The 22,913-nt window shown below is 68.2% G+C and carries 19 protein-coding genes; 11 read left to right on the plus strand and 8 right to left on the minus strand.

What is annotated here, in order from left to right; genetic code table 11:
• Positions 1-10: 10 nt before the first annotated feature.
• Positions 11-1,426 (plus strand): oligosaccharide flippase family protein, encoded by a 1,416-nt coding sequence (locus tag L8K25_RS05900; protein WP_242138711.1) that lies wholly within the window; start codon positions 11-13, stop codon positions 1,424-1,426.
• A 248-nt stretch (positions 1,427-1,674) separates the two neighbouring features.
• On the opposite strand, the gene purH is transcribed toward L8K25_RS05900, so the two are convergent.
• The 4 genes from purH to L8K25_RS05920 form a co-directional block, all read right to left on the minus strand.
• Positions 1,675-3,240 carry a bifunctional phosphoribosylaminoimidazolecarboxamide formyltransferase/IMP cyclohydrolase gene (gene purH / locus L8K25_RS05905; protein WP_242137982.1) on the minus strand — a complete coding sequence of 522 codons (1,566 nt, stop codon included), beginning with the start codon at positions 3,238-3,240 and terminating at the stop codon, positions 1,675-1,677.
• 65 nt (positions 3,241-3,305) lie between these two features.
• Positions 3,306-5,045: a heparinase II/III family protein gene (locus tag L8K25_RS05910; RefSeq protein WP_242137983.1), complete on the minus strand. Its 1,740-nt coding sequence runs from the start codon at positions 5,043-5,045 to the stop codon at positions 3,306-3,308.
• Entirely contained in the window at positions 5,046-5,708 is a 663-nt protein-coding gene (gene rpe / locus L8K25_RS05915; RefSeq protein WP_242137984.1) for a ribulose-phosphate 3-epimerase, read from the minus strand.
• Between the two features lie 717 nt (positions 5,709-6,425).
• On the minus strand, positions 6,426-7,700 hold the full coding sequence (locus L8K25_RS05920; protein WP_242138712.1) for an RsmB/NOP family class I SAM-dependent RNA methyltransferase: 1,275 nt from the start codon (positions 7,698-7,700) through the stop codon (positions 6,426-6,428).
• A 102-nt stretch (positions 7,701-7,802) separates the two neighbouring features.
• Between L8K25_RS05920 and L8K25_RS05925 the strand changes: the two genes are divergently transcribed.
• Entirely contained in the window at positions 7,803-7,970 is a 168-nt protein-coding gene (locus L8K25_RS05925) for a DUF1674 domain-containing protein (RefSeq protein WP_242137985.1), read from the plus strand.
• Positions 7,971-8,104: 134 nt separating this feature from the next.
• Here L8K25_RS05925 and L8K25_RS05930 read toward each other — a convergent pair whose 3' ends face one another.
• Both L8K25_RS05930 and tsaD read right to left on the minus strand, forming a co-directional pair.
• Complete coding sequence (locus tag L8K25_RS05930; RefSeq protein WP_242137986.1) at positions 8,105-9,082, minus strand: NAD(P)H-dependent glycerol-3-phosphate dehydrogenase; 978 nt, start codon at positions 9,080-9,082, stop codon at positions 8,105-8,107.
• Entirely contained in the window at positions 9,079-10,110 is a 1,032-nt protein-coding gene (gene tsaD / locus L8K25_RS05935; RefSeq protein ID WP_242137987.1) for a tRNA (adenosine(37)-N6)-threonylcarbamoyltransferase complex transferase subunit TsaD, read from the minus strand. The genes L8K25_RS05930 and tsaD overlap by 4 nt, the downstream gene beginning before the upstream one ends.
• Before the next feature lie 94 nt (positions 10,111-10,204).
• Between tsaD and hemC the strand changes: the two genes are divergently transcribed.
• From hemC to L8K25_RS05950, 3 genes are read left to right on the plus strand one after another with little or no spacing between them, the layout of a single operon-like run.
• Positions 10,205-11,125 (plus strand): hydroxymethylbilane synthase, encoded by a 921-nt coding sequence (gene hemC, locus L8K25_RS05940; RefSeq protein WP_242137988.1) that lies wholly within the window; start codon positions 10,205-10,207, stop codon positions 11,123-11,125.
• Positions 11,126-11,136: 11 nt separating this feature from the next.
• Positions 11,137-11,805, plus strand: a complete 669-nt coding sequence (locus tag L8K25_RS05945) for a uroporphyrinogen-III synthase (RefSeq protein WP_242137989.1) — start codon at positions 11,137-11,139, stop codon at positions 11,803-11,805.
• A gap of 33 nt (positions 11,806-11,838) precedes the next feature.
• Positions 11,839-12,906, plus strand: a complete 1,068-nt coding sequence (locus L8K25_RS05950) for a hypothetical protein (protein ID WP_242137990.1) — start codon at positions 11,839-11,841, stop codon at positions 12,904-12,906.
• Positions 12,907-13,042: 136 nt separating this feature from the next.
• Here L8K25_RS05950 and L8K25_RS05955 read toward each other — a convergent pair whose 3' ends face one another.
• A complete protein-coding gene (locus tag L8K25_RS05955; protein ID WP_242137991.1) occupies positions 13,043-13,840 on the minus strand; it encodes a DUF72 domain-containing protein in 798 nt (265 codons plus the stop codon).
• 150 nt (positions 13,841-13,990) lie between these two features.
• Here L8K25_RS05955 and L8K25_RS05960 point away from each other — a divergent pair, with 150 nt between their 5' ends.
• The 6 genes from L8K25_RS05960 to L8K25_RS05985 all read left to right on the plus strand — a co-directional run bounded on the left by L8K25_RS05960 (position 13,991) and on the right by L8K25_RS05985 (position 21,714).
• The gene (locus L8K25_RS05960) at positions 13,991-15,262 is read left to right on the plus strand and encodes a nucleotide sugar dehydrogenase (RefSeq protein ID WP_242137992.1); all 1,272 of its coding nucleotides are present in this window, start codon (positions 13,991-13,993) and stop codon (positions 15,260-15,262) included.
• Between the two features lie 62 nt (positions 15,263-15,324).
• On the plus strand, positions 15,325-16,113 hold the full coding sequence (locus tag L8K25_RS05965) for a metallophosphoesterase family protein (RefSeq protein ID WP_242137993.1): 789 nt from the start codon (positions 15,325-15,327) through the stop codon (positions 16,111-16,113).
• 65 nt (positions 16,114-16,178) lie between these two features.
• The gene (locus L8K25_RS05970) at positions 16,179-16,874 is read left to right on the plus strand and encodes a polysaccharide biosynthesis/export family protein (RefSeq protein ID WP_242137994.1); all 696 of its coding nucleotides are present in this window, start codon (positions 16,179-16,181) and stop codon (positions 16,872-16,874) included.
• A gap of 37 nt (positions 16,875-16,911) precedes the next feature.
• Entirely contained in the window at positions 16,912-19,155 is a 2,244-nt protein-coding gene (locus tag L8K25_RS05975; RefSeq protein WP_242137995.1) for a polysaccharide biosynthesis tyrosine autokinase, read from the plus strand.
• Positions 19,145-20,368, plus strand: coding sequence for a hypothetical protein (locus L8K25_RS05980; protein WP_242137996.1), 1,224 nt, complete (start codon positions 19,145-19,147; stop codon positions 20,366-20,368). The genes L8K25_RS05975 and L8K25_RS05980 overlap by 11 nt, the downstream gene beginning before the upstream one ends.
• The gene (locus L8K25_RS05985) at positions 20,365-21,714 is read left to right on the plus strand and encodes an O-antigen ligase family protein (RefSeq protein ID WP_242137997.1); all 1,350 of its coding nucleotides are present in this window, start codon (positions 20,365-20,367) and stop codon (positions 21,712-21,714) included. The genes L8K25_RS05980 and L8K25_RS05985 overlap by 4 nt, the downstream gene beginning before the upstream one ends.
• On the opposite strand, the gene L8K25_RS05990 is transcribed toward L8K25_RS05985, so the two are convergent.
• Positions 21,715-22,842, minus strand: coding sequence for a glycosyltransferase family 4 protein (locus L8K25_RS05990; protein ID WP_242137998.1), 1,128 nt, complete (start codon positions 22,840-22,842; stop codon positions 21,715-21,717).
• Positions 22,843-22,913 lie beyond the last annotated feature (71 nt).

Raw genomic sequence — 22,913 nt, forward strand, 5'->3', positions numbered from 1 at the left:
CGGCTTCCTGATGCGCCTTGTCGCGCGAATTCCGTTCCTGTTCATCGCCGGGCGGCTCTACGGGCCTGACACGCTCGGCACCTTCGCGCGCGCGGTGTTGTTCGTCGAGGTGGCGGCCCTGCTCGCGACGTTCGGGTTGAAGCGGGGCCTCGCGCTTGCGATCAGCGATTCGGATCGACCGCATGTCGACATCGTGTGGGATTGCCTCGTCGTCGCGGCGCTCGCGTCCTTCCTCGCGAGCGGGTTCCTGCTGCTCGTCCCCGACCTGATGTATCACGGCAGCGCGCCGACCGGGCTCGAACGGCTGTTGCCGTGCATCATCGTCTTCACCGCATGGTCGGACATCACGCTGGCCGCGCTCGCCTATCGCCGCAACGTGAAAGCCACCGTCACCGCGCGCGCGGTGATTGAGCCGTGGACGATCTCGATCGCGGCGGGCGTGCTCTATCCGATTGCGCCGCATGACGGGCTGGTGATCGCCTACATGCTGTCGATGATCGCGGCGCTCGTCGCGTCGCTGGTGCCGTTCTGGCGGAGCTATGGCGCGCCGGTCGGCTGGCGGCTCCATCCGGGGCGGACGCTCGCGCTGATCCGGCGCAACGCGCCGCTCGCGGGGGCTGATGCACTCGAATGGGGGACGCGCAACGTCGACCGCTCGATTCTGTTCGTGATGTTCGAGCCGCGGATCGTCGGCATCTACTGGATGGCGCAACAGGTCGCGTCGATCCCGGGCAAGCTCAAGACGAGCTTCGACCCGATCCTCGGCCCGGTCATCACCACCAGCCTCGCGCGCGGCGACATGGGGGCGATCGCGGCGCAGGTGCGGCAGGTCGGCTTCTGGATCCTTGCCGCGCAGACGGGGCTTGCGCTGATGGGGTCGATCCCGGGCGAGGCGGTGATGGGGACGGTCGGCCCGCAATTCGTCTCGGGCACCGCGGCGCTCGCGTTCCTGCTGTTCGCCGAGGCGGCCGCATCGACCGGCGCGGTGTGCGAATCCGCGCTCGTCTACATCGCGCGGTTGCAGAACATGGCGATTTCGATCGGCATGCTGCTGTTCCAGGTGGCGCTCAGCTTCGGTCTGATCTTCGCGATGCAGTCGGTCGGCTGGCCGGTCGCGTTCCAGGCGGCGGGGCCGGCGGTGGCGCTGTTCGTGTCGGTGACGATCACCTCGATCATCAAGTCGACCTATCTGTCGCGGTTGCTCAAGGCGCCCGTGGCGGGATGGCGTTGGGCGATGGCGTGGGCGGTACTCGCGACCTGCGTCGTGGGGGGCGCGTTCACCGCCTTGCCCAAGCGGTTCGAATGGGCCGAACTCGCGATCGGCGAACCGCTGATGGCGGCGGTGTATCTGTACGTGCTCTACCGCTGGGCGTTCCGCGACGAGGACCGCGCGCTGATCCGGCGGAAACCGGCGGTGGCGGGGTAGGCGGGGCGCGCTATTGCCGCCATAGCCCCGATTCCCCCCATTCCCGCCTTGCATGGCCTCCGCGAAACTTGGGTTACGAACCCGTCCTTTACTGTTTTCCCGCGAAGGCGGGAATCCAGAGCCAAGCAGAACAACGGCTTACAGTTCTCGCGACTCCTGGACTCCCGCTTTCGCGGGAGAACATTCAGGGTTTCACAGAGACCATGCCTGCGCAAGGATGACGGTGTGGAGGAGAGCGCCCCCCCCGATCAATGCCGGAAGTGCCGCACCCCGGTGAACACCATTGCAAGCCCAGCGGCATCCGCCGCAGCGATCACCTCGTCGTCGCGGATAGAGCCGCCCGGCTGGATCACCGCGGTCGCCCCCGCCTCGACCGCCGCCATCAGGCCGTCGGCGAACGGGAAGAACGCATCCGACGCGACCGCCGAGCCGATCGTGCGCGGCTCCCCCCAGCCCGCCTTGTCGGCGGCGTCCTTCGCCTTCCACGCCGCGATCCGCGCGGATTCGAGCCGGTTCATCTGCCCCGCGCCGATCCCGGCGGTGCTGCCGCCCTTGGCATAGACGATCGCGTTCGACTTGACGTGCTTGGCGACGGTCCAGGCGAAGCGGCAGTCGGCGAGCTCCTGCTCGGTCGGCGCGCGCTTGGTGACGACCGTCATCTCGGGGTTGGATTCGCCATCGCGGCTCTGCACCAGCCAACCGCCGGTGATCGCCTTCGCCAGCAACCCGGCCCGCGCCGGATCGGGAAGTTCGCCGGTCAGCAGCAGGCGCAGGTTCTTCTTCGCGGCGAAGATCGCGAGCGCCTCGTCATCCGCGTCGGGCGCGACCACGACCTCGGTGAAGATCCCCGCGATCGCACGCGCGGTCGCGCCGTCGAGCGGACGGTTGAGCGCGATGATCCCGCCGAATGCCGACACCGTATCGCACGCGAACGCAGCATTATACGCAGCTTCGAGCGTCTCGCCGGTCGCGACGCCGCAGGGGTTGGCGTGCTTGACGATCACGCAGGTCGGTGCGGCGTCGCGATATTCGCTGATCAGATCGAGCGCGGCGTCGGCGTCGTTGAGGTTGTTGTAGCTCAGCGCCTTGCCCTGCACCTGCCGCGCCTGGCCGATCCCGCGCGGTGCGCTGCCGCCAGCGGTGTAGAAGGCCGCCGACTGGTGCGGGTTTTCGCCGTAGCGCAGCGATTGCCCGCGCTGCAAAGTGATCGCGAGCGTCTCGGGGAAGGCTTCGCCCTGGTCGACCTGGCCGAACCATGTCGCGATCATGCCGTCATACGCCGCGGTCGCGGCATAGGCCTTGGCGGCGAACTTGCGGCGATCCGCCAGCGTCGTGCTCCCGCCCGCGACCAGCGCGTAATCCGCCGGATCGGTGACGATCGCGACGAAGGCGTGGTTCTTTGCCGCCGAGCGCACCATCGACGGGCCGCCGATGTCGATATTCTCGATGATCTCGTCGCGTTCCGCACCCTTGGCGACGGTCGCCTCGAACGGATAGAGGTTGACCACGACCAGATCGATCGCGCCGATCCCGTGCTTCTCCATCGAAGCGACATGCGCCGCATCGTCACGCACCGCGAGCAGCCCGCCATGCACCACCGGATGGAGCGTCTTGACGCGGCCGTCCATCATCTCGGGTAAGCCGGTCAGGTCCGAAATGTCGCGCACCTCCAGCCCCGCATCGCGCAGCGCCTTGGCAGTGCCCCCGGTCGAGACGAGCTCGACGCCATTCTGCGCCAGCCCCTGCGCCAGTTCGACGATGTCGGTCTTGTCGGAGACTGACAACAGCGCGCGGCGGATCGGGATGGTGGTCATGGGGAGGCTCCAGCGGGAAAGAGGGCGAAATGTCGCGCACCCCCTGCCCGCTCGGGCCGTCAAATTCAATGCGCGCGCTTGAGCACCCAGCCGACATTCGCGCCGCCCGCGGGCGCCTCGCCCGTCACGACGAGCTGCATCGTCGCATGTGGACGCCCCTCGGCATCGATCCACAGGCTGTCCTCGAACGCGAGTGCCCCGCCGCGGCAACGGAATTGCCACAGCCCACCCCCGGGCAACCGCAACAGCGCCGCCATCCCGTCCGCGGTCGGCGACACCTGGATGCCGAGCCCCAGGTGAAAGCGGATCGCGAACGTCGACGGCTGGACCTTGCGGCGCTTGGGCGCAGGCAGCAGCACGTCTTCCCCACGGATTTCCTTGCCGTCGTTGGTCATAACCAGCTGGCGGCGGTGGATCAGTCCGAAGCGGCGGGCATAGCCGTCGTGGCTTGCCTCGATCCGGCTCGACGCCTCGCTTTCCTGCCGGACCAGCTCGACCTCCGCGACGCCGCGCCCGAGCGTGCCGTCGGCATGGATCGCGGTCGAATTGCTGTCGCCGACGACCAGCGTCGAATGCGCGGCGGTGGTGCGCAAGCCTTCCGCCAGATCGGCGGGGAGCTGCGCGATCCCGGCGCGCGCGCCACCACAATTGACGATGATCCGGTTGCGCCCGTCGGACAGTTCGAACGCGAGCGTCGAGGCGCAGCCGCCTTCGACCAGCCGCGCGACCGGCGGCGGCGCGCCGTCGAGGATCAGCACCGCCGACCCCGCCGCCAGCCGCTGATACCCCCAGTCGCGCGCCTGGCGCAGCGGGCGCGTGCGGACCCCGCTCGCTTCGATCACCTGCGCGAGCGCGTCGACGCCATAAGGCGCGCACCCCTGCCAGCTGCTCAGATCGCGATCGGTATGGCAGATACCCAGCAACGCGGGCATCAGCTTGCCAAGCGTCTCACCGAGGAACACGGGCGGTTCGAGCCGGCGCGCGTCATAGACGTCGCGCAGGCAGGTCAGCAGCATGATGAGATCGACCTGCGCGACTGGCGAGCGCGCGACGTTGCCGCCATCCTCGTAGATCGATGCCTGCAGCCCGCGCAGCAACGCCGCCTCGACCGCGGACTGGCGCGGATCGCCGCCGGGAATCAGCAGGGTCGCCGCGACCACTCCGCACAACGCGGCCACGCGCGGCGCGCCCTGCGGTGCCTTGTCCGCGCCCCGGTCGATATGCCGCGCGCCACGCGCGAGCGTGTTGAGGACGCGGCTGCGATAGACCAGATCCGCCGACGACAGGATCAGCGGCGCATGCGCGGTCCACGCGAGGATGCGGCGGCCCCACAGGTCCGCGCGCCACGCAGGTTCGCTGACGGTGTCGGCGTGCTGCACGAGCCACAGCCGCATCAGATGTTCGGCGATCGGCGTCGCTTGCGCGCGCGTCGCGACGGTCGACAGGTCGCGCAGCCATGCGAAACTGTGGAGATAGTCCGCATAGCCCTTCGAGAAATTGGGCCTCGCCAGTTCGAGCGTCTCGATGTCGTACGCTTCGCCGCGAAACGTCAGCATCCCCGCGAGCAGTGCGTGCCCGCGCTTGACGTCCCCGAGGAACGGATCGTCGGGGACCGCGATCAGCTTGAGCGGATGCCGCCCCTTGAGCCGCAACCCGTGGATCGGGGTGCGCCACGTCAGCCGGTGGAAATGCTCCGAAAGACGTTCAGCCAATGACAAGCCCTTGTCCCCGCCAAGCCGGATCAGCCGCTTGCCCTCATCGATCCCATCCCTGGCGTCGAGCTCGGGGGTCGGCCGATCGCGCATTCAGCCGCGCAGGCCGGAGATGTTGGCGGCATAGGCATCGGGCCCGCCGCGGAAGGTCGCGGTGCCCGCGACCAGCGCATCCGCCCCTGCCGCAATCGCGCGCGGCGCGGTGCCATGGTCGATTCCGCCATCGACCTCGAGATCGATAGCGTATCCGCCGTGGTCGATCATCTTGCGGATGCTCTCGATCTTGCGGAGCGAACTCTCGATGAACGCCTGCCCGCCAAAGCCCGGATTGACGCTCATCACCAGCACGAGATCGACCATGTCGAGCAGATAATCGAGCGCCTTCGCCGGGGTCTGCGGGGTGAGCACGACACCCGCGCGCTTGCCGAGGCTGCGGATGTGCTGGAGGCTGCGATGCGTGTGCGGCCCCGCCTCGACATGAATGCTGATCGTGTCCGCGCCCGCTTCGGCGAACGCCTCGAGATACGCATCGACCGGCGCGATCATCAGGTGGACGTCGAGCGGTTTGGCGGTGTGCGGGCGGATCGCCTTCACCACGCCCGGCCCGATCGAGATGTTGGGGACGAAATGCCCGTCCATCACATCGACATGGATCCAGTCCGCGCCGGCCGCATCGATCGCGCGGACCTCCTCGCCGAGCTTGGCGAAATCGGCCGAGAGGATGGACGGGGCGATGCGGACGGGGCGCTGGGACATGATGCGCTCAGCCTCTAGCACGCCGGGGATACGGGACAAGCGCCGCGATCATCGCGCCAGCTTTCGCGCGGGGCGGTTGCTCGCGGTGAGGGTGGACGATCCCGTTCCTGCGCTTCCCCGGCGAAGGCCGGGGCCCAGTCGCGGAACGGAAGAATGCTGGCCGCTGCGCTCGGTTGTCAAAACCTCCGCAACTGGGCCCCGGCCTTCGCCGGGGAAGTATCTGAAAGTTCAGCCCTGCCAATGGGACATGATACTTGAAGCCTGAAGCACGCCAGGGATTCCGGACAAGCGGGCAATGATCGCTCCAGCTCCTACCCGCGGCGGTTACCCGCGGTGAAACGAGCGACCTGTTCCCGCGCTTCCCCGGCGAAGGCCGGGGCCCAGTCGCGGAACGGAAGAATGCCGGCCGCTGCGCTCGGTTGGCAAAACCTCCGCAACTGGGCCCCGGCCTTCGCCGGGGAAGTATCGTGGTGTCAGCCCTGCCAATGGGACATGATGCATGAAACCTGTAGCGCCGGAGATTTGGGACTAGCGCCGCGATCATCCCTTCAGCTTCTACCCGCAGCGGTTGCCCGCGGTGAAACGAGCGACCCGTTCCCGCGCTTCCCCGGCGAAGGCCGGGGCCCAGTCGCGGAACCGAAGAATGCTGGCCGCTGCGCTCGGTTGTCAAAACCTCCGCAACTGGGCCCCGGCCTTCGCCGGGGAAGCACCGTGGTGTCAGCCCTGTCGCTGCCAGCGCGCGATGAAGAAGCCGTCGTTGCCGCCGGGCTTGACCATCCCGGGCAAGGTCCGCACGCATCCCTTTGCGTCGGGCACGATCCCGGCGGGCAGTTCGTCGACCCCGACCGGCACCAGCGCGAAGTCGGGCCGTGCCGCCGCAAAGCGTTCGCGCTGCTTTTCGCCCTCGGCGGGTTCGAGCGAGCAGGTCGCGAAGACGAGCGTCCCGCCCGGCCTGACCCATTCCGCCGCGCGCGTGAGCAAACTGGTCTGCAACGCCGCGAGATCGGTGATCTGCGACGGCCGTACGCGGTGGAGCACGTCGGGGTGGCGGCGGAAGATCCCGGTCGCGCTGCACGGCGCATCGAGCAGCACCGCATCGACCGGCGCGGGCGGCGCCCATTCGAGCACGTCCGCCTCGACGATCTCCGCCGTCAGCCCGGTCCGCTCGAGATTGTCGCGAAGTCGCGCGAGACGACTTTCGGACGCATCGACCGAGGTCACCCGCCAGCCCGCGCTCGCGAGCTGCATCGTCTTGCCGCCCGGTGCGGCGCACAGGTCGAGCGCGGTGCCGGTCCCCTTGCCCAGCAGACGCGCGGGCAGCGACGCGGCGATATCCTGCACCCACCAGCGGCCGTCCTCGAACCCTGGGAGCTCGGGCACATGCGCCGAATCGATCCGGACATGCCCGGGCAGCAACGAGACGCCGCCCAGTTCCTCGACGAAGCGCGCGGTTTCCGCAGGATCGGCAAGCGTGAGGTCGAGCGGCGGGGGGGCCGCCATCGCTTCCTCGGCGGCGTGGATGCCGTCATCCCCCCACGCCGCATGCCAGCGCAGCGCGACCGGATCGGGGAGCGTCGGCAGTTCGGGGAGCTGGTCACCGTTCCGCGACAACGTCCCGAACACGCCGTGGACGAGCTTGCGCGGGCCGCCATCGACCAGTGGCAGCACGGTCGAGATCGCGGCATGCGACGGCGTGCCGAGCGACAGCGCCTGCGCCAGCGCGATCCGCAAGGCGAAGCGCGCCTTCGAATCATCTGGCAGCCGCGTCTTGGTCGCCGAGTCGATCAGCGCATCGAGATCGGGCAGCCGCCGCAACACTTCCGCCGCGATCGCATGTGCGAGCGCGCGGTCGTCGGCGCGGTCGATCCCCGCGGTCGCACGACCGATCGCGGCTTCGAGCGGCAGACCCTGGCGCAGCACCGCATCGAGCATGCGCAATGCGGCACGGCGTGCGGGGACGCCGGGGGCTTCGACGGGTTCGGGACGGGGCATGTAACGGCGGGGCGGTGGCAAGGTCACGGGCTTGAACTCTACGCAAAGGACCGCCAACTGACGGGGGACGCCTTATCTCATGCGTCTGCAAGGAAGTCCCTCATGGCCGCTCGTCCGCCGCATGTGAAGCCACCTGCCTATCTCAGCAAGAATACGCCGGTCCCCGCGCCCGACCCCAAACCCGAACCGCGCGACGCGCGCGACCATCTCGGGCTTGATCCGACTCGCTATGGCGACTGGGAGCTCAAGGGCATCGCGATCGATTTCTGAAGAGCGTCGCACCGTGTTCCTGCGAAGGCAGGAACCCAGAGTCCGACAGAACAACGACGATCCTTTCGTGAAACACTGGGCTCCGGCTTTCGCCGGAGCACGGGGTTCAGCAACGGATCGCCGACACTAAGCCGCTAGCGCGCCTCGCGCCGCAGCGGGCGCGCGAGCAGCGCCTCGATCACCGCGCCGACCTCCGCGCCCTCGAGCAGCGCGCATACCGCCGCGACCACCGGCATCTCGACCCCGATCGCCGCCGCCGCCGCGCGCAGCACCGGCGCGGTCGCAGCACCTTCCGCCACCGTCACGCGGTCCGCGAGCAACTCCTTCGCGCGCCGCCCCTGCCCGAGCCCGACCCCGAGCGAGAAATTGCGCGACGCGATCGATGAACAGGTCAGCACCAGGTCGCCCAGCCCCGACAGGCCGCTCAACGTCTCCGCCTGCGCGCCCCGCGCGAGCCCGAACCGGACCATCTCGGCAAAGCCGCGCGCGATCAGCGCGGCGCGCGCATTCTGCCCGAGCCCCGCGCCCTCGACCACGCCACACGCGATCGCGAGCACGTTCTTGACCGCGCCACCGATCTCCGCGCCGGTCACGTCGGTCGTCGCATAGGGCCGCAGCGCGGGCCCCGCGAGCCGGTCCGCCAAGGCCGCGCCGAGCGCCTCGTCGGCGCACGCCAGCGTCACCGCGGTCGGTTGCCCCGCGGCGACTTCATGCGCGAAAGTCGGGCCGGACAGCACCGCGATCGGCGCGGCGGGGTGAACCTGCTGCGCGACCTCGCCGACGAGCATCTGCGTTCCCGCCTCGATCCCCTTGGCGCACAACACCAGCGGGGTCGCCCCCACCGCGGTCTCCGCCAGCACCGCGCGGACATGCTGCGCGGGCACGACGACGAGCAACGCATCGCACGCCGACAGCGACCCCAGCGACCCGGTCGCGACGATCGTCTCGGGCAGCGTGATCCCCGGCAGGAAGCGCACATTCTCGTGAGTCGTGTTCACCCCCGCGACGACATCCGCCTCGCGCGCCCACAGCAGCACCTGTTCGCCGCCGCGCGCCGCGACCTGCGCGAGCGCGGTGCCCCAGGCGCCGCCGCCGATGACCCCGATCTTCATGCCTTCACGCCCGCGCCACGCACCGCTTCCGCGCCCGGGTCGAGCGGCCAGCGCGGTCGCGCGGCGACATCGAGCGGGTCGGTCAGCCCCGCGGCGAAGCGCTCCGCCCCGGCCCAGCCGATCATCGCGGCGTTGTCAGTGCACAGCCACAAGGGGGGTGCCACGAAGCGCAACCCGTGCGCCCCCGCCAGATCGGACAGCGCAGTCCGCACCGCCCCATTCGCAGCGACCCCACCCGCGACGACCAAGGCGGTCGCGCCATGCGCCTGTCCGAGCGCGCGCACCGTCCGGTCGAGCAGGCAATCGACCACCGCCTGCTGGAACGACGCGGCGATATCCTCGACCGACCACGTCCCCGCCGCCTGCGCGCGCACGACCGCGCTTTTCAGTCCGGCAAAAGAGAAATGCGGCTCGGGCGAGCCTTTCAGCGGGCGCGGCAGCGGGACGATCGCCCGGCCAGCGCGCGCCGCGACCTCGACCGCCGGACCACCGGGGAAGCCGAGCCCCAAAACTTTGGCGGTCTTGTCGAACGCCTCGCCCGCGGCATCGTCGATCGTCGTCGCGAGCCGGCGGTAGCGATTGACCCCCTCGACCAGCAGCAACTGGCAGTGCCCGCCGGACACGAGCAGCAGCAGATACGGAAACGCAAGGTCGGGATCGGACAGTCGCGGGCTGAGCGCATGACCCTCGAGATGATTGACCGCGATCAAAGGCTTGCCCGCGGCATGCGCGAGCGCCTTGCCCGTCACCAGCCCGACCATCACGCCGCCGATCAACCCCGGCCCCGCAGTCGCGGCAATCGCGTCGACTTCGGCGAGCGTGACGCCGGCATCCGCGAGCGCCGCCTCGATCAGCGGTGCGAGCACCTCGACATGCGCGCGCGCCGCGATTTCGGGAACGACCCCGCCAAACGGGCGATGCGCCGCCTCCTGCCCCGCCAGCCGGTGCGCCAGGACCTGCCGGTCGGACGTGACGAGCGCCGCGGCGGTTTCGTCGCAGCTGGATTCGAGACCGAGAATGAGTGCCATGCGCCATCCCTATCGTCTCGCCGGCCACTTGTCGAAGCCCCCCACTTGTCGAAGGCGAACCCCTTCGTCATGACACATGACGAAGGGATGACGCGTGACACAACCACCGCTCAAGCTAGGAACCCGCGGATCGCCGCTCGCGCTCGTCCAGGCCAATATGGTGCGCGAGGCGCTGTGCGCCGCGCACGCGTGGGATCGTGCGATGGTCGAGATCGTCGTCATCCGGACCACCGGCGACCGGCGCCAGGACGTCGCGCTCGCCGAAATCGGGGGCAAGGCCTTGTGGACCAAGGAGCTCGATCGCGCGCTGCGCAGCGGTGACATCGATTTCGCGGTCCATTCGATGAAGGACGTCGAAACCGGGCGTCCCGCGGAAATCACGATCGCCGCGATGCTCCCGCGCGCAGACGTACGCGACCGGATCATCGGTGCCGAGAGTGTCGCCGCCCTGCGCGACGGCGCAGTGGTCGGGACCAGTTCGCCCCGGCGGGTCGCGCAGTTGAAGCGGATGCGGCCCGATCTCGTCACGATGCTGTTGCGCGGCAACGTCGACACCCGACTCGCCAAGCTGGCAGCAGGCGAGGTCGACGCGACCTTGCTGGCCTCGGCCGGGCTGGAGCGCCTGGGACGAGTCGAGGTCGGCACCTGCATCCCGATCGAGGTGATGCTTCCCGCCGCCGCGCAGGGCGCGGTCGGCATCGAGGCCCGCACCGAGGACGCTGCGGTCCGCGCGCTTCTCTCCGCCATCGATGATCAGCCGACGCATGCCTGCGTCCTGATCGAACGCGGGCTGCTCGCGGTGCTGCAGGCGGATTGCCATTCGCCGGTCGCCGCCCTCGCGACGCTCGACGGTACGACCGTGACGCTTCGCGCCGAAGTCTTCGCAGAGGATGGCAGTGCGCATGTCGCGGGGACGCTCAGCGGCGCCGTTGGCGATCCACTCCTACCCGCCTTACTGGCGCGGGACCTGCTCGACCGTGCGCCGCCGTCGGTGCGCGGCTTGTTCGCCGGATGACGCGACGGTTGGTGGTCTTGCGCCCCGAGCCGGGCAATGCCGCAACGCGCGCGCGCGCGCGCAGCGCCGGCTTTACCGCGGATGCGCTTGCGTTCTTCGTCGTCGAGGCGCTGGACTGGACCGCGCCCGACCCGCGCCAATACGACTCGCTCCTTCTCACCAGTGCCAACAGCCTTCGGTTCGGCGGGGCGGAGCTTGCCGCCTTGCGCGCGCTGCCGGTGCTGGCGGTCGGCCAGCATACGGCGGCGGCGGCGCGCGAATACGGGTTTGACGTCGTGGCGACCGGGACCGGGAACGCCGGACAGATCCTCGCCTTGGCCAATCGCTACGGTATCTCCTACGCGCTGCATCTGACCGGGCACGATCGCACGCTCGAGGTGGGTGGCGCGATCGCCTCGCTCATTCCCGTCTATCGAAGCCGGGCACTCGCGATCGATCCAACCGCGCTGGCCACGCTCTCCGGGGCGACCGCCTTGTTGCATTCCACCCGCGCGGCACGCCGGATCGGCGAACTCGTCGATGCAGCGGAGATCGACCGCAGCGGGATCGCCCTTGCGGCGTTCAGCCCGGCGATCGCCGCGGCTGCAGGGTCCGGCTGGGCCGAGATCGCGGTCGCGGACACGCCCGACGACGCGGCATTGTTCGCTGCCCTTGCGCCGTTACCGGCGACGAGCCGTTGACCGTTCGCGTCAGGACGATGATAAGGCACCGCTATGGACGAAACCGCGCCCACCGTCCCCGAGACCGAATTTCCGGCGCAGGCCCCGGGCCACGCACAGCCTGAACCGATTGTCGAAGCGCCAAAGGCGCGACCCGGGCCGGCCTTTGCGCCCCCGCCCTATGCGCCCCCGCCCCCCATCGTGGCCCGGCGTGGCATGGGGTGGCGCACGGGCGTCGCGCTCGGGCTGATCGCCTTTCTGATCGGCGTCGCCGCGGCGGCGCTGATCATCCCGCGCTTCGGCAAGACCCTTGATGGCAAACAGGTTGCGACGATGACGCTGCCCGTTTCGAACGGACAGCCGCCGGTGGTCATCCTGCCCGGCAAGGTGGGCGCGCCCGCCCCGGCAATCGACCTCGCAGCCCTCACCAACCGCGAAGTGGAACTCGCCGACAAGCTCGAGGACCTCGAGGCGCGGGAAGCGGGGATCGACCGCAATGCGCAGCAATCCGCCGCCTATGCGACACGGAGCGAAGGCCTGATGGTCGCGTTCGCGGCACGGCGTGCACTGGATCGCGGGCTCAACCTCGGGTTCCTGGAACAGCAATTGCGCAATCGGTTCGGCACGACGCAGGGCGTGGCGGTTGCCACGATTACCCAGGCGGCACGCAACCCTGTCACGCTCGAGGATCTGCGGGCCGCGCTCGACGGGGTCGCGCCCGAACTCGTCACCGGCATTGCGAGCAGCGGGTGGCTGCAGAGCCTTGGTCGTGAATTCCGCAATCTCATCGTACTGCGCAAGGCGGGAACGCAGTCGCCACTCCCGGTCGACCGTGTCGCGCGGGCGCAACGGCTGCTGGAGGCCGGACAGGTCGAGGCCGCCCTGGCCGAAGTGTCGCGGACACCGGGGGCCAGCCGGGCAACCCGCTGGACCGATGCGGCCCGCCGCTACATCAACGCGCGTCATGCGCTCGACGCGATCGAAAGTGCGGCGATCCTCAGCCCAGGGGTCGATCCGCAGCCGAATGCCGTGCCGACACCCTCGCCTGCCCCGCCGGCGGCGACCGATCCCGTTCCGAACGACCAGCGCCCGACCGCCGCCGCACCGCAAACCGCGATTTGACGCGACGCGAACACACAACGGGCTGACGCCCTGCAAGCCAGATTCGCAGCCCGTCGGGTCTATGGCAGATCCAGGCGACGCCTCGGATCGCCTGGCGCGCGAGTCCGTTAGGGGCGTGGGGCCGGCACGCCGGTTCTTACCCCGAAACCCGCTCGATCAGCGCCATCGCCCCGTGCGGAGCGCGCACTTTCGCGCCGTTGATGAAGAAGACGAACGTGTCGCGCGGGGTTACGGGTGCCGGATCGGCGACATACGGCAAATCCTCCGGCGCGCCGCCAGCCGCCCAGGCGCGCGCAGCTTCCGCCCATCGGTCGAGCGCCGGCGGGGCGTATCCGGCGGGTTCGTCCTCGACCGCGGCTTCAAGCCGGGCATAGACGAAAGTGCCGCTGACATCCGCGATCGCGGGATAATCGGTCGAATCCGCATAGACGATCGCCACCCCCGCCGCGCGCGCCAAAGCGACGAATTCCGGAACCAGAAAGCTTTCGTGCCGGACCTGGACCGCATGGCGCAGTGCAATGCCATCCTGGCTGGCCGGCAGCAGTTTCAGAAACGCGCCGAAATCCTCCGGGTCGAAACGCTTGGTGACCATGAACTGCCACAGGATCGGTCCGAGCCGGTCGCCGAGCTCGACAATCCCCTGACTCGTAAAGCGCGCAATGGATTCACCGGCCTCGGCCAAGATCTTGCGATTGGTGCAATAGCGCGATGCCTTGAGCGCGAAAACGAAGCCGTCGGGCACCGCCTTGGCCCAAGCCGCGAAGGTCGCGGGCTTCTGCGAGGAATAATAGGTTCCGTTGACCTCGATCGCGGTCAGTTTCGAGGCGGCATAGTCCAGCTCGCGCTTTTGTGGCCATTTGTCCGGGAAGAACGTCCCGCGCCACGGCTCATAGGTCCAGCCGCCAATGCCGATTCGGATATCGCTGTTGTTCATGGTCGTCACGCTAGCCGACGCATGGCGCGGACGAAACCTCACACCGGACGTCGCTTGTCCAGGACGCTGGACCCCCGCTTCACTATTGGTTGCCGTACAGCGCGTTACCGTTAAAGGAGCACGCTCTGACGGAATGCCAAGGATAGCGGAATGCTCGCACACAAGCGCGTCGTGGTGATCGGGCTCGGCTATGTCGGGCTGCCGCTCGCCGTGGCGCTCGCCAAGTCGACCGAAGCCTGGGGCCTGGATGTCGACACCGGGCGGATCGCCGAACTGCAGCGCGGGCATGACCGAACCGGCGAGATCGACGCCGACCGCCTTGCCGTGTCGAGCCTGCGGTTGACGACCGATCCCGCAGCCTGCCCCGGCGCCGATTTCTACATCGTCACCGTCCCGACCCCGGTCGATGCCGACAACCGCCCCGATCTGTCGATCGTCATGGCGGCGACGCGCACCGTGGCGAAGATGCTGGTCGCGGGTCGCCGCTCGATCGTGGTGTATGAAAGCACGGTCTATCCCGGCGTCACCGAGGAGATGTGCGGGCCCGAGCTGGAGCGGATCAGCGGGCTCGTCTGCGGGACCGATTTCTTCCTCGGCTATTCGCCCGAGCGGATCAACCCGGGCGACCGCGAGCATACCGTCGACCGCATCACCAAGGTGGTGTCGGGCCAGACCCCCGAAGTGCTCGACGCGGTCGCCGACCTCTACGGCCAGGTGACGACCGGGGGCGTGTTCCGCGCCGCCTCGATCAAGGCGGCCGAGGCGGCCAAGGTGATCGAGAATGCGCAGCGTGACATCAACATCGCCTTCGTCAACGAAATTACCCAGATCTTCGCCAGAATGGACCTGTCGGTGTGGGACGTGCTCGCGGCGGCCGGGACCAAGTGGAACTTCCTCAAGTTCGAGCCCGGGATGGTCGGTGGGCACTGCATCGGGGTCGATCCTTATTATCTCGCGCACCGCGCGACCGAACTCGGCCTGGACCCGCGCATCATCCTCGCCGGGCGCGACATGAACGACGGGATGGCGGACTGGGTCGCGAACGAAGTGCATGCATGGCATGGCGCAGCGGCAGGGCGCGTGCTCGTACTCGGGCTGGCGTTCAAGCAGGACGTGCCGGACCTGCGCAATTCCAAGGTCGCCGATCTGGTCGCGGCGTTCCGCGGGCTCGGCCATGCAGTCGACGTCCATGACCCGCTCGTCTCGGCCGAGGAAGCGCGCCACGAATACGACCTCGACCTGGTCGAGACCCCGGCCGGGCCCTATGACCTGGTCGTGCTGGCGGTGCCGCACCGCGAGCTGGTCGAAGGGTTCGCGCAGTTCGCAGGGCTTCTTGGCAATACGGGTGGGATCGTCGATCTCAAGAACGTCCTGGCCGCCAAGGGTCAGCTTCCGCGCGACGCCAAAATCTGGACGATGTAAACCACCGGAACACATGGTAATGACAGCGATCTCCGCCCCGTTCCGTATCGCTTGAGGTTGGCTTGTTCCAGAAACTGTTCCGCCGTGTCTCCGCCAATATCGCCGCCGCCCGTGACTTTTCGGGTCCCGATGGACAGCGTGTCTATGCCGTTGGCGATATTCACGGGCGACTGGACCTGCTCGACTCGCTGCTCGGCCAGATCGAGGACGATATTGCGGACCGGCCCGCTCAGACCATCGGGCTGGTGTTTCTTGGCGACCTGATCGATCGCGGCCCCGATTCCGCCGGAGTCATCGCACGGCTCTCCTCGCTCCACGCCTTCCCTGCCAAGGCGCTGTTCCTGCTCGGCAACCACGAGGAAATCCTCTTGCGCGTGCTCGCCGGCGAACCCGGCCTGGCGTATGACTGGCTCGGCTTCGGCGGGGATGCCTGCGCCGAAAGCTATGGCGTCCCGGCTGCGGGACTGCAGGCGATGAGCGAGGAACGGATCGCCGAGGTGCTGACCGCCGCAATTCCCCCGGCGCACGTCGACTTCCTCAAGAGTTTTGGCGATACCTTCCGGTTCGGCGACTATCTCTTCGTCCACGCCGGGATCCGCCCGGGCATTCCGGTCGAGGCACAGCAACCGCAGGACCTGCGCTGGATCCGCGCGCCGTTCCTGAGCGATACGCACGACCATGGCTTTGTCGTTGTCCACGGCCATACGATCAGCGATGGCGTCGAGCGGCGGGCGAATCGAATCGGAATCGATACCGGCGCGTATCGGACCGGGGTTTTGACCGCGCTCGTCGTGGAGGGAAGCGACATCCGCTTTCTGGCAACCGGCAGCGCGTCTGTCGGTTGCGAGTGACGGCCCTTGACTATAGAGTCGCGGACTGCATCAGCAGGGATGCGTTTTTGATGCAGGATAAAATTATGATGCGGAACAGGTCGATGTACCGAGCGATGGTGATCGGTCTGGCAGTCCTGCTGGCCGCTTGTGCCAGCGGCCGTGGCGGCAACGTGCCGTATAACGTCAGCAATTTTGGCGCGCCCGACGCGCCAAAGCTCGCGACGGTCGACGACAGTTACAAGCTGGCGCCGCTCGACACGGTGACGGTCGCGGTGTTCCAGGCGCAGGATCTCAGCCGCGATTACGCGGTCGACCAGAGCGGGCGCATCACCATGCCGCTGGTCGGGCGGATCGACGCGGTCGGGCTCAGCACGACCGAGCTCGGCAAGACGATCGAGCAGAAGCTCGGCGAGAAATACATGCGCAACCCCAACGTCACCGTGTCGCTGAAGGAAACTTCCAGCCGCGTCACGGTCGACGGCTCGGTGCGCCAGCCTGGCGTCTTCCCGGCGATCGGGTCGCTGTCGCTGCTGCAGGCGATCGCACTCGCGCGCGGCACCGACGAACTCGCCAACCCGCACCGCGTCGCGATCTTCCGCGTCATCGACGGCAAGAAGATGGCGGCGGCGTTCGACCTGACCAGCATCCGCCGCGGCACGACGCAGGATCCGGCGGTGTACGCCGGGGATACGATCATCGTCGACGGCTCCGGCGTCAAGAAGGCGCAGCGCACCCTGCTCCAGTCCTTGCCGCTTGCTTCCATCTTCATGGCGCTTTGACGCTGCGGTCATAGAGCCGACATAGGGTTACTTTCACATGGCAAGCATCGGGGCCCCAGGTCCTACCAATCTGGCGGTCAATCCGGAGAAGGGCCGCGAACTCGCGCCCGTGCCGCTCGGGGGTGGCTATGGCAGCTACGGCACCGCGCGTGGCGGTCCGGAGCTGTCGCTCGGGCTGTTGTGGCGGATTGCGGTCGAATGGCGCTGGCTGATCCTGGCCGCGATCGGCACCTGCATCGCCGCCGCGGTGCTGATCACGCTGCTCACGCCGCTGAAATATCAATCCACCGCGACGATCGAACTCAATCCGCCGGAAGTCGAGGTGATGACCGACCAGAGCGGCAAGGGGGCGCGGCAGGGCAGCGGCGCAGGTGACGTCAACTTCACCGGCACCCAGCTCAACCTGCTGAAGAGCCAGGCCCTCGCCGAGCGCGTGGCGCAGGACCTCAACCTTGCGAGCGACCCTGCCGTCGTCGGTGAAGGGACCGATCGCGCGACCAATACCAAGATCGCGGCGGGCGTGGTGCAATCGGGCACGAAGGTTCGCCTGCTGCCGCAAAGCGATATCGTCAGCATCTCGTTCGTCGCCCGCAGCCCGCAGCTCGCGGCGAAGGTCGTCAACGGGATCACCGACGCCTATATCGCGACCAATCTCGAACGCCGCTATCAGGCGTCGTCCTACGCGCGTGACTTCCTGCAGCGGCAGATCGCCACCACACGGCGGGACCTCGAACGCTCCGAACGGGCGATCGTCGCTTATGCGCAGCAGCAAAATCTGATCAGCACGACCGGCGGTCCCGGTGAGGGCGCCAGCGACACCAACTCGCTGACCGGAAGCACGCTGGTTTCGCTGAACAATGCGCTCGCTACCACGCAGGCACGCCGCATCGCGGCAGAGCAGCGCTATCGGGAAGCCGTCGCCGGCGGCGCGTCGACCGAAGGGAGTGCCAATGCCGCCCCCCTTCGTGGACAGATCGCCACGCTCAATGCGCAATATCAACAGAAGCTGCAGACCTTCCGGCCGGATTACCCGGAAATGGTCGCGCTGCGCGCGCAGATCGATGCGCTCAAGGCCGCCGTCGTCAGCGAGACGCGCACCACCAATGCCGATCGTGCCGGCTCGCTCCGCCAGGACTATCAGGCTGCGCGGGCCGAAGAGGATCGCCTGCGCGCGCAGGTCGCGGGGCTGAGCCATTCGGTGCTCGACCAGCGCGGGCGCCGCATCCGCTACAACATCCTGCAGCGCGACGTGGATACCAATCGCACGCTGTATGACGCGCTGTTGCAGCGCTACAAGGAGATCGGCGTCGCTGGCGGGATCGGAACCGCGGTCGCCTCGGTCGTCGACCGGGGCGTCATTCCAGGCGGCGCGTTCTCGCCCAATCTCTATCTCAATCTCGCGATTGGCGCGGCGCTTGGCCTCGTGCTGGGCATGCTCGCCGCGATCGTGCTCGAGTTCGTCAACGACACGATCAAGATCCCCGACGACGTCCGCAACAAGCTGCAGCTTCCGTTCCTGGGGGGCATTCCCGTCACCAAGGGCGCCAAGCCGGTCGACGACCTCAAGGATCCGCTGTCGCCGCTGACGGAAGCGTATCTGTCGACCGCGTCGGCGCTCCAGTTCGTCTCGGAGGGCGGTGTGCCCAAGACGCTGCTGGTCAGCAGCACGCGCCCCGCCGAGGGCAAGTCGACATCGGCCTGGGCGCTGGCACAGAGCTTCACGCGGCTCGGCAAGCGCGTTCTGATGATCGACGCGGACATGCGCCGCCCGGCCTTCGTGACCGGGCGCGAAAATGTCGGCCTGTCGCATCTTCTGACCGACTCGAGCTCGCTCAGCGACCATGTGCTCCAGTCCGACGTCGAGAATCTGTGGATGATGCCTGCCGGCACGATCCCGCCGAGCCCGCCCGAACTGATCGCCTCGCCGCGCTTCGCCGCTCTGCTCGCCGATGCGGCCGCAACCTTCGACATCGTCGTGATCGACGGTCCGCCGGTACTCGGGCTGGCCGACGCGCCGCTGCTGTCGTCGCTGGTCCAGGCGACGCTGATGGTGATCGAGGCAGGACGCACCCGCACCCGCGCGGCGAGTGAGGCGCAGAACCGCCTGCGCACCGCCGGTGCGCACATGGTCGGCGCGATCCTCACGCGCTACCAGCCGCAGGCGTCCTATGGTTACGGCTATGGCTATGGCTACGGCCAGGAAAAGAGCCAGTATCGCTATGTCGCGGACGACAACAACAAGAAGCGCCGGATCATGCTGAGCGTCCAGAATGACGACTGAGCGTACGAACCGCGTCCGGGGGATCGCCTCCGCGGTGCTGCTCGCGGGCGCGGGGCTGTGGGTGGCCGGGCTGTGCCTGCGCACCGCCGCCGTGCGGATTCTCCCCCCCGAAACGCCGGTCGTGCGCCAGCTCGCGCCGCACAACCCGGACCTCGTGCTCCAGCGCGCGACGCTGGCGCTGGTCAAGCAGCGCGGCATCCTCGATGCGAAGACGCTCGCCGCGGTGCGCCGCGCCGCGCTGGCTGCGCCGCTGGACGCGCGGCCCTATCTGATCCTCGGCCATCAGCAATTGCTGGATGGGCAACCGCAACGCGCGGTCGCGACGCTCGAGGCGGGGCAGCGGCTCGATCCGCGGCAGCGCGTGATCCACCTGCTGCTGCTCGACCGTTATCTGCGGACCGGGCAGTTCGACAAGGCCGCGACCCAGTTCGCTGTGTCCGCGCGGCTGGTCGGGTCGGCGGGGGAACAGATCGCCGCCGCGATGGCGCAGATGAGCCTCGCTCCCGCTACCCATGACGCGGTGCGCCAGACGCTCAGAACCGATCCCGGGCTCGAACGCGGGGTGCTGGTGGCGATGGCACGGTCCAAGACCGACCCGTCGACGATCTTCGGTCTCGCCAGCCCGGCCGCGCTGCGCGATGCCGGGACGTCCGACAGCTGGGGTCCCGCGCTGATCGCACGGCTCGCGCAGCAGGATCGCTATGCCGACGCGAGAGCGGTGTGGCAGCGCGTCTATCGCCTGTCCCCGGCGCAGGCCGCGACGCCGGTCTTCGACCCGGCTTTCCAGAAGCTTCCAGGATCGGCACCGTTCAACTGGACGCTCGCGAGCGGTACGCTCGGCGCGGCCGACGTGCAGAACCGCGCGCTCAACATCGACTATTACGGGCGCGACAGCGGCGAGCTGGCGAGCCAGCTGCTCGTGCTGCGCCCCGGATCCTATCAGTTCGGCGTCACGCTCGAGGGCAGCAAGACCGCGGCCGGATCGTCGCTGGCGTGGACGCTGCAATGCGCGACCGGCGGCAAGGCGCAGCTGCTCAAGCTGGTGCTCGCCGGGACCGGCACCCCGCACCGTGCCGCCGCGCGCTTCACGGTCCCTGCCAATTGCCCCGCGCAGCGGCTGGCGCTGATCGGCGAGGCGGGTGAATTCCCCGTCCCGATCAACGCGACGCTGCGCGATCTCGACCTGCACGCGACGTCGGAAAGCACCTCATGACCCGGCATGCCGTCGTTCCCGCCTATCTGCTCGCCTGCCTGTTGCTGGGGGGTGCCAATGCCGCGGGATTCCTGCCGAACCTGCTGCTCCAGATCGCGGCGCTCCCGCTGATCGGCTGGTCGCTGTGGCAATTGCTGCAGCAAGCCCCCGCCCCTTCGAGCCGTGCGGCGATCGGGCTGCTCGGGCTATTGGTGCTGCTGATGGTGCTTCAGCTGGTCCCGTTGCCGCCAGCGATATGGACGCTGCTGCCCGGGCGCGGCCCGGTCGCGCAAGGCTATCGCCTGCTCGGCCTCCCGTTGCCGTGGCTGCCGCTGACGCTCGCGCCCGAAGGCGCGGTGGCGAACCTCCTGTGGCTGCTGCCGGCGTTTGCGAGCTTTCTCGCGGTCGTGGCCCTGGGGGCGTTTCGCGGGCGCTGGATTGCCGGGGTGCTGGTCGGGGTGACCATGCTGTCGGTCGCGGTCGGCGCGCTCCAGGTCATCGGCGGGTCAGGCAGCGGCCTTTACTTCTACAAGATCACCAATGCCAACCAAGCCGTCGGGTTTTTTGCCAACAGCAACCATACCGCCACGTTGATGCTGGCATGCATTCCCTTTCTGGCAGCCCTTCAAGCCGCGCTGCTGAAGCGCAGCGGCTCGCGGAGCGGGTCGGCCATCCGGCTGATGGCTGGCGGCGCGTTTGCCATCATCGTCGTCGGACTGGCGATAAACATGTCGCTGGCCGGCATTGGCCTCGGTGTTCCGGTCGCCCTTGCCAGTTGGCTCGTCTTCGGGCGGCAGCGTCCGAATATCCGAAAGGCCCTTGTCGTCGCGACGACACTCGTCTCCCTGGCCGCGCTGGCGGTCATCGTCGTCGGGCCGTTCGGCAACAACCTGGTCGGCGTGCAACAGGTCAATGTCGAGCAGTCGCGACAGGTGTCGTTTGCCCGGACGTTGCATGCGGCGCAGAGCTATCTGCCGATCGGATCTGGCGTGGGGAGCTTCCAGCCGGTCTATCATACGCAGGAACCACTTTCAGCGGTCAGCACGACGTACATGAATCACGCCCATAGCGACTGGATCGAGCTGTTGCTCGAGACGGGGGTTGTCGGCATCGCGCTGGCGGTGGCGTTTATGCTGTGGTGGATCCTTCGCGCGCGCACCATCTGGCGGGCCGAAGAGCGCGACTATTTCGCGCAGGCCGCGGTGATCGCCAGCGCCGCCATGCTGCTGCACAGCATGGTCGACTACCCGTTGCGCACTGCGGCGCTGTCGGCGGTATTCGCCATCTGCGTTGGTTTGATGTCCGGCGTACGGCCCTATGTGCGGCGTGCACGCGTCGAGACTACCGCACGGCACCTCAGCCTATAGTCAGGCCGTCGCGGGCCGCTTGGTCGCGGACGCGATAGCATCGAGATAGCGCGCTTCGACGACGGAGACGTCGAACTCGCGTTCGGCGATCTCGCGGCTTCGACGTCCCATGGCCGCGAGCGCCGCCGGGTCCAGCGCGAGCAACGCCAGCATCGCGTCTGCCAGCGACCGGGCGTCGCGCGGCGCGCACAGGAATGCATTCTCCCCGGCGCGGGCGATTTCCGTGCAGCCGGGGACGTCCGTGGCGATCAGCGGGCGCCCCATCGCCGCCCCTTCCAGCAAGGAGCGCGGCATGCCTTCGCGATAGGAGGGCAGCACCACGGCGGTCGCGCTCGCCAGATAGGGTCGCACGTCGGCAGCCTCGCCGAGATAGCGCAGGATTCCTTCCTCTTCCCAGCGATCGACCATCGCCCGGTCAATCGCCGTGCGGTTCTGCACATCCAGAAAACCGAGCAGCTGGAACTGCGCGTCCGGCCGGGACGCACGGACGATCCGGGCGGCATCGGCGAACTCTACCACCCCCTTGTCGCGCAAGAGGCGCGCGACCATCAGGAAAACGGGATGACTTGGTTGGCCGGCCGGATCGGGGACGAACTGGCCGAGGTCGATCCCCGACCCCGGCAGCAGCTTCGCCTTCTCGCGCCGTACCAGGCGCTGCGCAACGAACAGGTCGCAATCGTGCCGGTTCTGGAAGAACACCGTCGCGGATCGCGCGAGCGCGGTCCGGTACAGCATTTCCACCACGCGCGTCAGCAGCCCGACCTTGATGAAGGCGGTGCCAAGGCCCGAGATGTTGTTGATGACCGGAATCCCCAGCGCGTTCGCCGCCAGCGATCCATAGACGTTGGGCTTGATCGTCCAGCCGAGAAACGCGACCGGCCGGATCCGGCGCAGGATGCGCCAATATTGCGCTGCCAGCTTCAGGTCGTTGAACGGGGACAGCCCCTTGCTGTCGATTTCGACAGGAATATGGCGCACGCCCATCGCAACGAGCGCGTCGCTATGGGCGTCACGCGGTGCCAGCGCGATGACCTCGAACCCGGCCTGCTGTAACCGAACGATCAGATTCCGACGGAAATTGACGAGATTCCAGCTCGTATTGATCGACAGAACGATGGGTTGGTTCATCAAGGTGCCAAGATTGAGGACGTTGTCCGGGCGAGCCATATCGGCTAGGCGGCTTTTTGACGAGCGTCTTC

The sequence above is a fragment of the Sphingomonas sp. TREG-RG-20F-R18-01 genome, from assembly GCF_022662475.1.
GTDB lineage: Bacteria > Pseudomonadota > Alphaproteobacteria > Sphingomonadales > Sphingomonadaceae > Sphingomonas.